Source organism: Amycolatopsis sacchari (genome assembly GCF_900114035.1).
GTDB lineage: Bacteria > Actinomycetota > Actinomycetes > Mycobacteriales > Pseudonocardiaceae > Amycolatopsis_E > Amycolatopsis_E sacchari.
In genome coordinates this window covers 132224-146465 of record NZ_FORP01000010.1, presented here as the reverse complement: position 1 = coordinate 146465, position 14242 = coordinate 132224, and the positions used below count along the sequence as shown (strand labels likewise).

At 69.4% G+C, this 14242-nt stretch carries 13 protein-coding genes; 5 read left to right on the top strand and 8 right to left on the bottom strand.

Annotation, left to right across the window (positions count from 1 at the left end):
- The first annotated feature begins 8 nt into the window (after positions 1 to 8).
- Positions 9 to 1796 carry a rhodanese-like domain-containing protein gene (locus BMZ92_RS38700; protein ID WP_091509209.1) on the top strand — a complete coding sequence of 596 codons (1788 nt, stop codon included), beginning with the start codon at positions 9 to 11 and terminating at the stop codon, positions 1794 to 1796.
- A 107-nt stretch (positions 1797 to 1903) separates the two neighbouring features.
- On the opposite strand, the gene BMZ92_RS18665 is transcribed toward BMZ92_RS38700, so the two are convergent.
- On the bottom strand, positions 1904 to 3319 hold the full coding sequence (locus BMZ92_RS18665; RefSeq protein WP_218153492.1) for a purine-cytosine permease family protein: 1416 nt from the start codon (positions 3317 to 3319) through the stop codon (positions 1904 to 1906).
- A gap of 648 nt (positions 3320 to 3967) precedes the next feature.
- Between BMZ92_RS18665 and BMZ92_RS18660 the strand changes: the two genes are divergently transcribed.
- From BMZ92_RS18660 to BMZ92_RS18650, 3 genes are all read left to right on the top strand, one after another.
- Positions 3968 to 5266 (top strand): sensor histidine kinase, encoded by a 1299-nt coding sequence (locus BMZ92_RS18660; protein ID WP_143249885.1) that lies wholly within the window; start codon positions 3968 to 3970, stop codon positions 5264 to 5266.
- The gene (locus BMZ92_RS18655) at positions 5263 to 5913 is read left to right on the top strand and encodes a response regulator (protein WP_091509205.1); all 651 of its coding nucleotides are present in this window, start codon (positions 5263 to 5265) and stop codon (positions 5911 to 5913) included. Before BMZ92_RS18660 ends, BMZ92_RS18655 begins: the two co-directional genes overlap by 4 nt.
- A gap of 240 nt (positions 5914 to 6153) precedes the next feature.
- A complete protein-coding gene (locus tag BMZ92_RS18650; protein WP_091509202.1) occupies positions 6154 to 6792 on the top strand; it encodes a hypothetical protein in 639 nt (212 codons plus the stop codon).
- Here BMZ92_RS18650 and BMZ92_RS18645 read toward each other — a convergent pair.
- The 4 genes from BMZ92_RS18645 to BMZ92_RS18630 form a co-directional block, all read right to left on the bottom strand.
- Positions 6780 to 7133 carry an antibiotic biosynthesis monooxygenase family protein gene (locus BMZ92_RS18645; RefSeq protein WP_091509201.1) on the bottom strand — a complete coding sequence of 118 codons (354 nt, stop codon included), beginning with the start codon at positions 7131 to 7133 and terminating at the stop codon, positions 6780 to 6782. The two genes, BMZ92_RS18650 and BMZ92_RS18645, sit on opposite strands and share 13 nt — an antisense overlap.
- A gap of 55 nt (positions 7134 to 7188) precedes the next feature.
- Positions 7189 to 7863: a hypothetical protein gene (locus BMZ92_RS18640; RefSeq protein ID WP_245783126.1), complete on the bottom strand. Its 675-nt coding sequence runs from the start codon at positions 7861 to 7863 to the stop codon at positions 7189 to 7191.
- Between the two features lie 56 nt (positions 7864 to 7919).
- Entirely contained in the window at positions 7920 to 8324 is a 405-nt protein-coding gene (locus BMZ92_RS18635) for an SsgA family sporulation/cell division regulator (RefSeq protein WP_091509198.1), read from the bottom strand.
- A 151-nt stretch (positions 8325 to 8475) separates the two neighbouring features.
- Positions 8476 to 8952: an Lrp/AsnC family transcriptional regulator gene (locus BMZ92_RS18630; protein WP_091509197.1), complete on the bottom strand. Its 477-nt coding sequence runs from the start codon at positions 8950 to 8952 to the stop codon at positions 8476 to 8478.
- Positions 8953 to 9204: 252 nt separating this feature from the next.
- On the opposite strand from BMZ92_RS18630, the gene BMZ92_RS18625 reads away from it, so the two are divergent.
- Entirely contained in the window at positions 9205 to 10203 is a 999-nt protein-coding gene (locus BMZ92_RS18625) for a beta-ketoacyl-ACP synthase III (RefSeq protein WP_091509195.1), read from the top strand.
- Between the two features lie 612 nt (positions 10204 to 10815).
- Here BMZ92_RS18625 and BMZ92_RS18620 read toward each other — a convergent pair.
- Genes BMZ92_RS18620 through ligD form a run of 3 tightly spaced genes read right to left on the bottom strand, consistent with a single transcriptional unit; the run spans position 10816 to position 14224 of the window.
- Entirely contained in the window at positions 10816 to 12297 is a 1482-nt protein-coding gene (locus tag BMZ92_RS18620) for an adenylate/guanylate cyclase domain-containing protein (RefSeq protein WP_091509192.1), read from the bottom strand.
- Positions 12298 to 12310: 13 nt separating this feature from the next.
- Complete coding sequence (gene ku, locus BMZ92_RS18615) at positions 12311 to 13276, bottom strand: non-homologous end joining protein Ku (RefSeq protein ID WP_091509191.1); 966 nt, start codon at positions 13274 to 13276, stop codon at positions 12311 to 12313.
- A gap of 3 nt (positions 13277 to 13279) precedes the next feature.
- Positions 13280 to 14224 carry a non-homologous end-joining DNA ligase gene (gene ligD, locus BMZ92_RS18610; protein ID WP_245783125.1) on the bottom strand — a complete coding sequence of 315 codons (945 nt, stop codon included), beginning with the start codon at positions 14222 to 14224 and terminating at the stop codon, positions 13280 to 13282.
- Positions 14225 to 14242: the final 18 nt, after the last annotated feature.

The window sequence follows — 14242 nt, the reverse complement described above, 5'->3', positions numbered from 1 at the left end:
ATGGAGGTATGCGATACATCATCATCGGCGCCGGGGCGATCGGCTCGACGGTTGCGGCCCAGCTGCACCTCGCCGAGGTTCCGGTCCTGCTGATCGCCCGCGGCGAGCACGGCGAGGCCATCCGCGAGAGGGGTTTGCGGTACTTCCGGCCGTCCGGGGAGCAGGTGGTGCGGGTCCCGGTCGCGGGCGGCGCGGAAGAGGTGGAGCTGAAGCCGGACGACGTGCTCGTGCTCTCGACCAAGACCCAGGACACCGAGGCGGTTCTGCAGGAGTGGTCGTGGCGCCCGGCCGGTGACGGCGTCGCAGCCGACCTGCCCGTCGTAAGTCTGCAGAACGGCCTCGAGAACGAGCGCGCGGCGTTACGCCGGTTCCGGACGGTCTTCGGGGCCGCGTTGTGGCAGCCCGCCACCTTCGTTCGCGCCGGTGAGGTCAGCGCGGACGGCGCCGAGAAGCCGGGCATCTTCTGGCTCGGCCGCTACCCGTCAGGTGATGATCCCCGGCTGTCAGGGATCGCGGAGGATTTCCGGGCCGCGGACTTCGCGGTGCAGATCGTGCCGGACCTCGTGCGCTGGAAGGCGGGCAAGCTGCTGGGCAATCTCGGCAACGCGGTCGAGGCCCTGTACGGACGGAACGAACGCGTGACCGCGCAGCTGCAGGCCGAGGCCCGGCGCGTGTTCGCCGCGGCCGGGATCTCGGCAGCCGACCTGGTGGCGGAGTCCGAGATCCCGATATCGCTCGCGAAGGCGGTGGAGAACTCGACTCGACCGCGGGTCGGGAGTTCGACGTCGCAGAGTCTCGCGCGTGGCCGGTCCGTCGAGGGGGACTTCCTGAACGGCGAGATCGTGTTGCTGGGGAGGTTGCACGGGGTTCCGACGCCGCTCAACGAGGCGGTGCAGCACCGTCTCGGCCTGGCGGCGGAACGGCAGGAGCAGCCCGGCACGGCGGACCTCGACGAGCTGCCGATGGCCGTGCCGCCCGTACTGATCAGCGGTGAGGAGCTGGCGCGGCAGCTGGAGTCCGCGGATCCCCCGGTGTTGCTGGACGTCCGGTGGGCACTCGGCGACCCGCACGGGCACCAGCACTACCTGGACGGACATATCCCCGGCGCCGTGTACGTGGATTTGGACACGGAGCTGGCCGCCCCGCCGGTGCCGACCGAAGGACGACACCCGCTGCCGGACATCGACGCCCTGCAGGCAGCCGCCCGGCGCTGGGGCATCCGAGAAGGCAGCCGCGTCGTCGCGTACGACAACGGCGGAAACCTCGCGGCCGCTCGTGCCTGGTGGTTGTTGCGCTGGGCAGGGGTGAGCGATGTCCGACTGCTCGACGGCGGCCTTCCCGCCTGGGGCGACCGTCCTCTTGAGACGGGTTTCGGTCCCAGCCCGGAACCGGGAGACGTCGTCCTCAAGCCAGGCAACATGCCCGTCATCGACATGGACGAGGCCGGGCAGTTCGACGGCGTTCTGCTCGACGCCCGAGCCGCCGAGCGCTACCGAGGCGAGCAGGAACCGGTGGATCCCCGGGCCGGCCACATCCCCGGTGCCGTGAGCGCCCCCACCGGCGAGAACCTGACGGCCGACGGACACTTCCGCCCGGTCGACGAGCTGGCCGCGCGGTTCAGCTCACTCGGCGCGGACGGTGATCGCGTCGCCGTCTACTGCGGTTCGGGTGTGACCGCGGCGCACGAGGTCGCCGCACTCGCCGTTGCCGGCATCGAGGCCGCCCTCTACCCCGGGTCGTGGTCCCAGTGGTCGAACCACCCGGACCGTCCGGTTGCCACCGGCCCCAACCCCTGACAGCAGCTCGTGAGGTCCTCGCGGGTGGTGGCAGGGCTCCTCCTCGCCACCACCCGCTCGGCCGCCGCGGGGACTTCTGGACTGTCGAGAGCCCGAGCCCCTCAGTCTCACTGTCCGCGTTCGCTCGTCCCCTCGCCGAGCTCCGCTCCACCGCGTGACCGCACCAGCACGCGGAGGAGGGAGTACACCGCTCCCGAAACCACCAGCCCGACGTAGTAGGCGAGGTCAGCGCCATGGGCGGCCGCGGCGACGGGACCGGTGAAGATGCTCGTGTTCATGAACGGCACCGCAGCGGCACAACCGACCGTGAACGCCACCAGAGCGGGCCAGCCCGCCTGCGGTTTCGCGGCGTCGGCGAGCACGTCGAACCGGCGCCCACGCTTCGTGCGGATCCACCAGTCGATCACCACCACCCCGACGAACGGCGGGATCCAGTACCCGATCACCAGCAACACGTCCTCGAACTTCGAGGCCAGGTCACCACTGTGCATCCACAGGATCAGCGCGAACGCGATCACGGTCACCACCACCGCCGAAACGGGACGCCGCAGCCGGACGCCCACGGTCTGCAGTGCGAGCGAGCCGCTGTAGTCGTTCATCGCGTTGGACGAAACCGCTGTCAACGCGATCACCAGCAGGGCCACTCCGCCGAGGACTCCGCCGCCGAGCAACGTGCTGATTCCCGCCGTGGTCTGGTCGCTCAGCGTCTGTCCGGCAGCCAATCCCAGCGCTTCTCCCCACACGAACGACAGCGTCACTCCGAGGAGCGTGTAGAGGAACGCCCGCGACCGCGACGTCGTCGGCGGCAGGTACCTGCTGAAGTCCGAGGCGTAGCTCGCCCAGGAGATCGACAGGCTCAGCGCGATCGTGCTGAACAGCAGAAACGCACCGACGAGATCCGCGCCCGACACGCTGTTGTCCACCACCACCGCATGCCCGCTCAGCAACCTGACGGTCAGCACGACGAAGAAGACCGCGATGATCGCCGTCATCACCGCCTGGACCCGGTGGATCACCTCGTACCCCAGCACACCCACCGCGCACTGCAGGAGCAAGACGATCGCCACTGCCAGCCAGAACGGCATCCCGACCAGCTGAGCGAGCGCGTCGCCGCCGAAAAGCCCCACGAGGGCGTCCCACGCGATCGAGTTGAACCACTGCACCAGCCCCGGCAGAACCACCGTCCCCCGGAAGGGCAGCCGCGCGAGCGGCAGCTGGGCCGTGCCGGTTCGCGGTCCCCACGTCGCCAGGTAGGCAACGGGAATCGCACCGAGGATCGTCCCGAGCAGCAGCGCGACCAGCCCCGTACCGAAACCGAGCCCGAGCCCGGCACCGAGTGTTCCGGAGAACACGGCGGTCATCGTCAGGTTCGGCGCGAAGAACACCGTGAGCAGGCGCACCGGCCGGCCGAACCGGTTGCCGAGTGGCACGGGCGTGATCCCGTGCGACTCGATCACGAGGTCACCGGCGCGAGCGGGCATCCGGCCGCCGAACACCTCCGCTGTCAGCGCAGTCCTGTCCATGGGCATCACCGTCTCACAGAACCTTCACCTTCTTCCTGTCCGCTTGCGCACACTGGCCGCCTCGCGGAGCCGGTCGGCCCCATTCACTGCCACCCCGGAAGCCCGTGGAACAGCGCCAAAATGCTGGGCACTTGCCTCCCCGCGCGATGAGGCTCGCCCGTCACCTGCGTCATCGCCCGTCGTGGCATAAGAGATCCGCTCGCACTCCTCCCCGTTCCTCCACAACCTCTGTCCTTTGTGGATCCACTGTCGGAGGGGCGCGCGACGCCTTGGCGGGCAGGTCGATCTCTGGCGCAAGTAGACCTGCACCCGGCCCGGTTCTGCTGGCCCCAGGTGTCCTTCGGAGGATGTCGTCGCCTGGCAGTCCATGCTGGAACCGGTAACCGTCCTCGCGCGTGGCGCAGTGCGCTCCGCGGGCGGCTTCCTGTTGCTGCGCGCAAAGCACGCTGCGCAGAGCCAGGGGCAAGTCGTGCAAAACCTTGTGGCACCACGAGAACATGATCAACCTACCTGTTCGAAGACGATTCGGATTCGGCCGGATGACTCTGCGCGGCCTCGAAGACGACCGTAGCAGATATCGAAAGCCTGTTCGACACACTTTCGGGTGTCTCGCTGTCGATGTTCCAGAAAAGATCTGTCTTTTGGCCGATGGTGCTCGACATGAATCTGCGCCAGTCTCGAACCCGGTTCGACCAATGGGGAAGGAGCGATGATGTGGACGGTACGACCCTCAGCCTCGGCGGCCCGTGGGGTCCCGGTACCGGGCAGGAAGCAGCACCGCGCGAGGGTGCGAGGCGGCTTCGGCAGCCCTGGCTCTGGTGCTCGGCGATCCTTGCGATCGCAGCGGTCGTCGTTCTCGCGGGATCACCGCGGGTGCCGAACGTGCTCGTCGCGTCCGCCGTGATCGTCATCGCGGCGGCCGTCGTGGGCCTCGAACCACGGGCTCGCCGCGGGCTGGAGCCCTGCCTCGGCATTGCGGTGGTGGCGTCGGTGACGGCGACGTCGGCAGCCGGCGGCACAACGAACGGCGGCGCCTTGGCCTGGCTCGTGGTGGAGACCGCCTTCATGCTGGTGCTCCTCGCGCGAGCGGTGCGGGTGTTGCCCCCGGTGCGGGCGGCCATCGGCTCATTGCTGGCCATAGTCGCCGTCGTCTCGTCAACCCTGCGGGTCACGTTGCTGCCCCGTGCCTCCCCTGACGCGGCGCAGGTGACCGGCCTGGCTTGCAGCTGGTTCGTCCTCGCTGCGGCTGCCACAGCTGTCGGGCTGTACCTCCGGCATCTGGACGAGGTGCGCGAGCACACGGTGGCAGCGGCCAGGCGGGAGCAACGTGTGCAGCTTGCCGGGGAGGTGCACGACTGGCTCGCCCATGAAGTGACGGCGATCGTGCTTGAGGCGCAGGCGACGCGGATCGGCTCCGACTCGCTCGAAATGGTGGCGTCGTTGCGGCGCATCGAGGAGGCGGGCGTCCGTGCTCTGGATTCACTCGACCGCACTGTCCGGCTTCTTGCCGCGCCTTCCGGGTCGCGACATGCGCTTCCGCAGGGGGATGGACGCGCCGACTTCGCCGGGATCGTCGAACGGTTCGCGAGAACGAGTTCGGCACGGGTCGAACTGCTGACGGAAGAAGGAGTTGGCGATGTGCCGCCCGAGGTTGCCGCGACAGCCGAACAGGTTCTGCGCGAGGCACTGACGAACGTGCGGCGGCATGCGTCCTCCGCCGCGCTGGTGCGGGTAGCGGTGCACCGGTGCGGGGCTGAGTTGGTCGTGACGGTGGATGACGACGGAGACGGGCGCCGGGCTCGGCCGCGGTTCGGTCGGCGGGTCTCCGGTGGAACCGGGTTGCCGCTGCTGACAGGACGAGTAGAGGCGTTGGGTGGGCGGCTCCAAGCCGGACGCCGCGAACGTGGAGGCTGGGCGGTGCGTGCGGTGATTCCGGTGCGGGCATGACCGGGGTCAGGGTGCTCATCGCCGACGATCAGGAGGCGGTGCGCCGGAATCTCCGGCGGATTCTGGAGGCCGAACCGGACCTGCGGGTGATCGGGGAGGCGGTGGACGGCGCGGCGGCGATCGAACGCGCGCGGGTGTTGCAGCCGGACGTCGTGCTGGTGGATGTCCGGATGCCCGGGCTCGACGGCCTCGCGGTGACGAGAGCTCTGGCTGGGCCGGACGTCGAGCAGCCTCTGCGGGTCGTCGTCATCACGACCTTCGAACTCGACGAGTACGTGTACGGCGCGATCCGCAACGGAGCCGCTGGGTTCCTCCTCAAGCGGTCTGGCCCAACACTGCTCGTGGAGGGCGTGCGTGCCGCGGTCTCCGGCGACGTGCTGATCAGTCCGGAGGTGACCGTCCAGCTCCTCCGGCACCTCACGACCCTGACGCCAGCGGCGGTGCCCACGGAGCCGCTGACCGCTCGCGAACTGGCGGTGGCGTCACTCGTCGCCGAGGCGAAGACGAATCTGGAGATCGCCGCGGAGTTGTCCATCTCCGTGGGCACAGTGAAATCGCATCTTATGCACGTGCAGCGGAAGCTCAGGTTGCGCAACCGAGTCGCAGTCGCTGCCTGGGTGTGGGAAAGCGGCCGGAAAGGAAGGTGATCGAGGCAAAGAGCAACCGGGCGACCAGCCGTTACTCTCCGCATGATCGAGCCCAGCTCGCGTCACCCGATAGAGTTGACTTTCTGCTTGATCGACGAAACTGAGACTGTTTCGTCATTGGGTGAGGCATCACCCTGGTAGCTTCGGGCGCGCCGCGTAGCAAGGAAAACTGCCGTCGGGTGATGGCCGGTTCCGCTGCGGGCGTCGAAGCTGATCAGACGGTGCCACTGGAGGATTGTGATGGCGCGCGCGGGTCTGCGCAGCAGGCCGGGTGACATCGTTACGGCGATTCAGATGGCCGATCGGACGGGCATCGTCGCCCACAGTGCCCCGCCGGCCGCGGAAGAGCCCAAGCCGGTGGAGATCACGCCGTCGGTACTGGTCGCTGCGACGGAACCCCAACGACCGGCCGGACGACGGGTTCGCCGCAACCTCGCCTTCACCTGCGCCGCGGCGTTGTTCCTGGTGGTGGGTTGGGTCAGCGGAGGGATGTTCGGGCAGCAGGACCCCGAGCCGACGCCCGCGCTGGCGGTGGGCACGGTTCCCGCGCCGGTGCAAAGCAGCGTTCAGCCGTCGGCTGAGCCGCCTGCTACCCGTGAGGTGGTTCCTGCTCCTCAGGCGCCCCAGACCACGGCGCCGGCCGTCTCCCAGAAGCAGGTTGTCCCGAGCGGTAAGCGCACCAGCAAGACCACCACGACGACCCCGGCCAAGCCGAGCGTGCAAGAGCGAGCCGACCTTCCTGACGCCGACTCGGGTCCGCTGCAGGATCCGGTGGACAGCCTGGGCGAGCAGCTCGAGCGGATGTTCGGGCCGTGGACGTGGGGTAGCGGCGGCACGCAGGTCTACCGCAGCCACGACTTCCACGTCTACGGCCGCTGAAGCCGCCCGTTCCGGCGGAAGCCGTAGCTGCGCTCGACCCGGGCGACCTGGACCTCGAACGCGGCGTACCACCGTTCGCGGCCGGTCTGGCGGGCGAGCGTGTGCTCGGCGTGCGAGCGCCAGGCGGCGATCGATTCCTCGTCGCGCCAGTACGAGGCCGTGATGCCGAGCCCGTCGTTCCCACGCGCGGAGTCGACGCCCAGGAAGCCCGGTTGCTCTGCGGCCAGCTGCAACATGCGCTCTGACGTCGGCTCGTAGTCGTCACCGGTGTCGTGGAAGCGTGAGGTGAAGATGACCGCGTAGTAAGGCGGTTCCGGGAAGCGGCCGACACCTAATTCCATACAGGTTGTATACGGGCTGTGTGCGCTATAGGGCAAGGCATTTCGCGCGGAGAGGTCAGGAGTTGAGGGCGCCGACCGCCCAGGCGACCACGAGGAGGGCTATGACGAGGGAGATGGCTGACTGCACCATCATCGTGAGCTTCGCCCAGGGGCGGAGGGGCATCACGTCCGTGGGGCTGAAGGCCGTCGAGTTGGTGAAGGAGAGGTAGAGGTAGTCGGGATAGGTCGGCCGCCAGTTCCGGCCCGCGAACTCGGGTGACGTCATCTGGGGGAACAGGAAGTCCGGGAACTCTTGCTCGCCGGTCGCGCGCTGGCCGGGCCCACCGCGGTCGAACTCCCAGTACCAGAGGGAGAAGGCGACGACATTGGTCCAGTAGACGATGGCGGCGCTCGCCAGAACCGGACCGGGGCGATTGGTGATCGAGCCGGAGATGATGCCGTCGACCAGCTGAACGGCGGAAGCCGCGTTGGCGATGCTCACCACGGCCACCACGGACAGCGCGATGCCGCGCTCCACCGGGGTGCGCTTGCTGACCCGCCCCGGGTTGACGAGCAGCAGTGCGATCACGAGCAGACCGGTGACGGCCGGCAACACCCACCAGGGGCGCAACACCAGCTCGTTGGGCAACAGCAGCTGGAGCGCGACCGTGCCGACGACGACCGCGGCCGCGGGTGAACGGTGCTCGCCCCGCGTCGGGGCGCGCCATGCCGGTGCCTCGTCCGAGTCCACGCGGCTGACGGTAACGGTCGCGGCTCCTCAGGAGCCCGCGACGTGCCGGGCGCGGGTCAGACGTTCGTGATCTCGGCGATGAACGCGTCGACGTCGAAGTGCTCGCTCTCGGCGCCGATCGGCACGATCTCCGCGGAGACGTCCAGGAAACGCTCGACGTCCTCGCGATCCATCTCCACCAGAGCGTAACCGTCCGGTGACTCGATCTCGAGAATCAGCAGGTCGTCGTCGTTCGCCAGATCGGGCCGGACCCGGACGTCCCCGAGGCCCGCCGGCTCCGACAGGCCGCGCACGAGCAGTTCCCTGGCGAAGGTCCACTCCACCCAGCGGCCCCGCTCGGTGCGGAAAGCGATGTTGACCGCGAACGGCTCGGTGCCCACATAGGACAGTCGAGACAGGACCGGAGCGGGAGAACCGTTCAGCGTGACGAACTGACTCTGGTTGACGGCTTCGGTGTTCACGTGCCTCTCCTCGTGCTCTGGGTCCGCGCCACGCGCGAACCGATCGGACAGCCAGGAGATGGCGTTGAGCGCCGATGATGATGCCCGGTGAAAGACTTTCACGCGATCCGGTGCAATCGGTCCGAACGTGTAACGCGTGACCCGCTTGGGGTCAGCCGCCGTTCAGGGGAACCGTCAGCCCGACCTTCACACGGTCCATCACGACGCTGGTGGTGAAGTGGCGCACCTCACCGTTGTCGAAGAAGGTCCGGCGGGTGAACTCCTCGAACTCTGCCATGTCCCGGCACATGACCACCAGCACGAAGTCCGCCGAGCCCGTCACGTAGTAACACTGCTGCACCGCCGGGTCGCTCAGCACCTGCTTGCGGAACGCCTCGAGCACCTCGATGCGCTCCCGCTCCATCTCGACGCCGACGATGAACGTCATGTCCACGCCGACCGAGCGGGGCTCGACGACCGCCACCTCCTTGGCGATCACCCCTGTCGCCCGCAGCCGCTTGATCCGGCGCTGTACAGCTGCGGTGGACAGGCCGACCTGAGCGCCGATGGACTCGGCGATCGTGCGGCAATCCACCTGCAGCCTGCTGAGGATGGCTTGGTCCAGGGGGTCGAGTTCGGCAGCAGGCACCTTCGCATCCTAGCGAGAAACTGCAGATCAGAGCACTGATTGCGCAAGTTCGGAGAAGTCCGCCTCGGCTCGCGGCCGATCAGGTGGGCGAGGCGGGCTCGTCACGGTGCCTCTGTCCTTTGTGGAGGAATGACCGCTTGTTCCACCGGGAGTTCCACCGCCTTTACCAGCCTGTAGTCCTTTCGGGCGGCGCGATAGTGACCTGGAACACAACTCACCGGTCTACCGAGTGGTAGGCCCTACAAGTGAAACATGCAGAAGGGGCATTCCGCGGTCGTCGCCGGGCTGGGCGCCTGGCTGCCCCCACGAGTGGTGGACAACGACGAGCTCTCGCGGAGCCTCGACACCTCCGATGAGTGGATCCGCACCCGCACCGGGATCCGAGAACGGCGGATCGCCGACGCCGACACGTCCACAGTGGACCTGGCGGTACAGGCGGGAGGGAACGCCCTCCGCAGCGCGGGTTCCGACGTCGTGGACGCACTCGTGCTGGCCACCTCGACAGCCGATCAGCTGTGTCCCGCCAGTGCTCCGCAGGTGGCGTCCGGGCTGGGCCTCAGCGGGATCGCCGCGTTCGACGTGAACGCCGTGTGCAGCGGCTTCCTGTACGCGCTCGCGACGGCGGGCGGGCTGATCGCGGGGGGCATCGCCAACCGGGTGCTGGTCATCGGCGCCGACGTCTTCAGCCGGCTGTGCGACCCGGAGGACCGGAGCACCCTGCCGATCTTCGGGGACGGGGCCGGCGCGGTGGTGCTGCGCGCGGGTGACGCGGATGAGCCCGGCGCGCTCGGTCCGATCGACCTGCACAGTGACGGAGAACTCGCCGACCTGCTGATCGTGCCCGCGGGCGGGGCGCGGCAGCGGGTGTCCGCGGAGCCGCACGACTACTTCCTGACCATGCAGGGCACGACGGTGTTCCGCCACGCCTGTGCCCGCATGGCGGAGTCGGCGCGGACGGTGCTGGAGCGGGCGGGGCAGGATGTGGCCGACGTGGACCGCTTCGTCGGGCACCAGGCGAACCTGCGCATCCTGCAGGCGACCGCCAAGCAGCTCGGGCTGCCCGAGGACCGGGTGGTGGCGAACATCGCCCGCACCGGGAACACCAGCGCGGCTTCGATCCCGCTCGCTCTTGCGGACGCGTGCGAGGACGGCAGCCTGCGGCCGGGGCACCGGGTGCTCATGACGGCCTTCGGGGCGGGGCTCACCTGGGGATCCACGCTGCTGACCTGGCCGGATGTGAAGCCGGGCTGACCGCGGTGCGGGCGACCGCGACGGGGCGCGGTGAGTCTGCCGGGCTGCCTGGGGCCGTGGCGGGTGGTTGGGAAGCCGAGTTTCGCATCGGTGGGGTGAGGCTGCCGGTGAGGGACAACCTGTGGGAGCGGGGGCTCGGCGGCATGGAAGCTTTGGCGGTGTGGCGGCTGGCTGGGAAGCCGAGTTTCGCATCGGTGGGGTGAGGCTGCCGGTGAGGGACGAACCTGCGGCAGCGGCCGGGTGGACCGGCGGCAGGGGAGCTCGGGATCATCGCGGCTGGTTAGCGAGCCGGGGTTCGCGTTGGCGAGGTGGGGCCGCCCGTGAGGCCACGGGTACGGCACGAACCTGCGGCAGCCGCCGAGCCGGGCAAGGACCGGCGACAGGGACGGCGCTCACGCCCCCCGAGGCGTGCCGACCCGCCTGCCACCCGGGGCGTGGCGACCCGCGTGCCACCCGGGGAACGCCGATCCGCCTGCCACCCGGGGCGTGGCGACCCGCGTGCCACCCGGGGAACGCCGACCCGCGCGTAGCCCGAGGCGCGGCGACCCGCACGCCACCCGGGGCACGCCGACCCGCGTGCCACGCAACAACCCCCCGAGACCCCGAAAGCGCTTACGCCGTCCAGGTGGCGGTGGGGATTTCCCGGCCCCTCAGGCGGATCTTCCGGTACGCCGACCACTGGTCGCGCTCCGCGGTTGCCGCCGCGGTGACCACCGCTTCGCTCGCCAGGATGCGGCCCGGGACCTTCTTCGCGTGCTCGGTCAGCCGCGCGGCCTCGTTCACCGCGTCGCCGATCACGGTGTACTCCAGGCGGCTGCGGGCACCCAGCTGCCCCGCGAACACGCGCCCGCTCGCCACCCCGATCCCCAGGTCCAGCTCACCCGCCGCCAGCACCTCGTCCCGGATCGCGCGGGCCGCGGACAGTGCCAGGGTCTCCGCGCCGGCCAGCCGGGTCGGCGCGCCGAACACGCACAACGCCGCGTCACCCTGGAACTTGTTCACCAGGCCACCCCTGGCATCCACCACCGAGACCACACTGCCGAACAGGCGGTTCAGCTTCCGCACGATCTCCTCCGGCGAACTCGCGTACGCCAGCGCCGTCGAGTCCACCACGTCCACGAACAACGCCGTCACCTCGCGCACGTCACCCGACAACGAGATCCCGTGCTCCAGCGCGTGCCTCGCCACGTCGTCGCCCACGTGCCTGCCGAACAGGTCCCGCATCCGGTCCCGCTCCCGCAACCCGGCGACCATGCTGTTCACCGACACCTGCAGCTGCCCGATCTCACTGGCGTCGTCGACCTGCACCTCGACGTCCCGCCGCCCCCGCGTCACCTGCTCCAGCGCCACCCGCAACCGCCGCAACGGCGCCGCCACCGCCCTCGCCAGCAACCCCGTGCCCACCGCCCCCGACAGCAACCCGACGATCGCCAGCATGAGCAGCGTCGCCCGGTCGTTGGCGTGGCCCAGATCCGGCGGCGACGTCACGACCAGCACCCCGAGCAGCGGCACACCGCTCGACACGCCCCACGTCAGCACCAGCCTCGACAACACCGTGACCGACGCCGCCCGCTCCGGCGGCGTCACCTCCAGCGCGACCGTCAGGATCGGCCGCGCCACCCACTCCGCCGCGAGGTACATCAACCCGACCGTGAGCAGGCCACCCAGCCCGATCGTGAGCGTCACGCCGTACGCGTACAGCCACGTCGCCAGCAAGGCCGCCAACGAGCCCAGCAACACCGTCCCACCGAGCCAGAGCGTGCCGCTGACCTGCGCCATGTGCACCGGCAGCCGCAGCGCCCTGTCCGCCTCCTCCGGGGTCGGACGGCGGCCCTCGGCGAACCAGACCGCGGTGCGCCGGTGCAGGAGCGCCGTCCACAGTGAACCCACGACCACGGCCAGCGCCACGTACGCGGCGGCGACCAGCACGAACATCAGGTTGTGCGCCCCCATGTCCGCAGGCAGCCCCTGCAGGACGAGCAGCAACGCCACCGCCGCCGCGCCGCACACACTCGAACCGACGCCCAGCACCGCGAAACCGACCGCCGTGCGCAGCGCGACCCGGAACCTCGTGAATCGCGTGGACCGGCGCACCTCGTGATCGTATTCAGGAAGCCCGTTTGCGCGAGCCCTGCGCCTCGCCGACCGCCTTCTCCAGCTCCGACCGCGACATCTTCGACCGGCCCTTGACGTCCAGCTCGCGCGCCATCTTGTCCAGCTCGGCCTTGCTCAGCCCCGACAGGTCCGGCGCCTTCGGCTTGCGTGAGGAGGACTTCTTCCTGCCGCCCCCGCCCTTGCGGCTTTCGACACTGCGCGACAGGGCCTCGAACAAATCGACGACCTTCGTCGGCTCGGCGGGCGGCGCCTCGACCGACACCTTGCGGCCCGCCTTCTTGTCGTCGATGAGCTTGTGCACGCGCTCGGTGTACGTGTCGTGGTAGTCCTCGGGCTGCCAGTCCTCCGTCATCGAGTCGATGAGGCTGACCGCCATGTCCAGCTCCCGGCCCCGCGCCTCCGTCTTCGACGGCAGCTTCCGCAGCTCCTTCGCCGGATCCCGCAGGTCCTCGGCGAACAGCAGGGTGTCCAGGATCAGCACCCCGTCCGCGCCCGCGCGGATCGCGGCGATCTGTTCCTTGCCGCGCATGACGAACCGCGCTATCCCCGCCTTGTTCGTCCGGTCCATCGCCTGCAGCAGCAGCCCGTACGCGCGGCCGAACTCCTCCTTCGACGGCGCCAGCCAGTAGCTCTTCTGGAAGAAGATCGGGTCGATGTCGTCGAGGTCCACGAACGCCTCGATGTCGATCGAGCGCGAGCGGCCCGGCGCGATCTCGTCCAGCTCCTCCTGCTCGACCAGCACGTACTCGCCGTCGCCGAGGTCGTAGCCCTTCACGATGTCGCCGAAGTCGACCTCCTTGCCGGTGCGCTCGTTGACGCGGCGGTACCGGATCCGGTCGGACGTGCCGCGCTCGAACTGCCGGAAGTGCACGGTGTGGTCCTCGGTCGCGCTGTACAGCTCGACCGGCACCGTCACCAGCCCGAAGTTGATCGCACCGCTCCAGATCGCCCGTGCCATGGCTCAGCCCTCCCGGATGACCGACGTCGGCGGCTTGTCGTCGCGCAGCCCGGTGAACCGAGGATGGCGCAGCTTCCCGTCGGCCGTCCACTCGGAGAACCGCACCTGCACCACCAGCTTCGGCTCCACCCAGCGCGGCCCGCGCTCGGGCACGACCTCGTCGAACGGCGAGGTGTCCCGGCGCAGCTCGCCGAGCGTGCCCGCCAGGTCCCGCAGCGTCGTCTCGGTGTAGCCGGTGCCGACCTTGCCCGCGTACCGCAGCTTCCCGGAGTCGTAGTAGCCGACGAGCAGCGCACCGAAACCGCTGCGGGAACCGCCCGGTTTGGTGAACCCGCCGACCACGAACTCCTGGTCCTTCACGCATTTAAACTTGAGCCAGTCCGAGCCGCGGCCGCCGCGGTAGGGGGAGTCGGCACGCTTGGCGACGAGGCCCTCCCAGCCGTGGGAGCACGCGTAGTCGAAGTACCGCTCGCCGTCGGCGTTGCGGTGGTTGCTGTAACGCAACGGGTCGACCCAGCCGAAAGCGTTGCGCAGCAACTGTTTCCGCTTGCGCAGCGGCAGTCCGGTGACGTCGGCGTGGTCCAGCACGAGGAGGTCGAACAGGTAGCAGTAGACCTGCACACCGGTTTCCGCGATGCGCGCGGGATCGGTGAGGTGGATGCGGGGCTGCAGCTTCGCGAAACTGGTCTGCGGGCCGTCGAAGGCGACGATCTCCCCGTCGGCGACGAAGCGTGGACCCCCGTGCGTGGTCAGCGCTTCCACCAGCTCCGGGTAGGAGTCGTTCAGCACGTGACCGTTGCGCGACCACAGCGTCGGACGGCCGCCGTCGCGCGAACAGAGCACGCGCACGCCGTCGAGCTTGCGCTCGAACAGCCAGTCCTCGCTGGAAAAGCGGCGCTGGGTCAGCGTCGCGAGCATGGGCTCACGCCAGCCGACCTCGGTCTCCATGATCGGCGGTGTACCCCC

Coding starts and splice junctions, on each gene's coding strand:
- BMZ92_RS18650 (WP_091509202.1), top strand. CDS start 6,154: ATGGCGCGCGCGGGTCTGCGCAGCAGGCCGGGTGACATCGTTACGGCG.
- ligD (WP_245783125.1), bottom strand. CDS start 14,224: ATGGAGACCGAGGTCGGCTGGCGTGAGCCCATGCTCGCGACGCTGACC.
- ku (WP_091509191.1), bottom strand. CDS start 13,276: ATGGCACGGGCGATCTGGAGCGGTGCGATCAACTTCGGGCTGGTGACG.
- BMZ92_RS38700 (WP_091509209.1), top strand. CDS start 9: ATGCGATACATCATCATCGGCGCCGGGGCGATCGGCTCGACGGTTGCG.
- BMZ92_RS18645 (WP_091509201.1), bottom strand. CDS start 7,133: ATGGAATTAGGTGTCGGCCGCTTCCCGGAACCGCCTTACTACGCGGTC.
- BMZ92_RS18665 (WP_218153492.1), bottom strand. CDS start 3,319: ATGGACAGGACTGCGCTGACAGCGGAGGTGTTCGGCGGCCGGATGCCC.
- BMZ92_RS18655 (WP_091509205.1), top strand. CDS start 5,263: ATGACCGGGGTCAGGGTGCTCATCGCCGACGATCAGGAGGCGGTGCGC.
- BMZ92_RS18625 (WP_091509195.1), top strand. CDS start 9,205: ATGCAGAAGGGGCATTCCGCGGTCGTCGCCGGGCTGGGCGCCTGGCTG.
- BMZ92_RS18660 (WP_143249885.1), top strand. CDS start 3,968: ATGGTGCTCGACATGAATCTGCGCCAGTCTCGAACCCGGTTCGACCAA.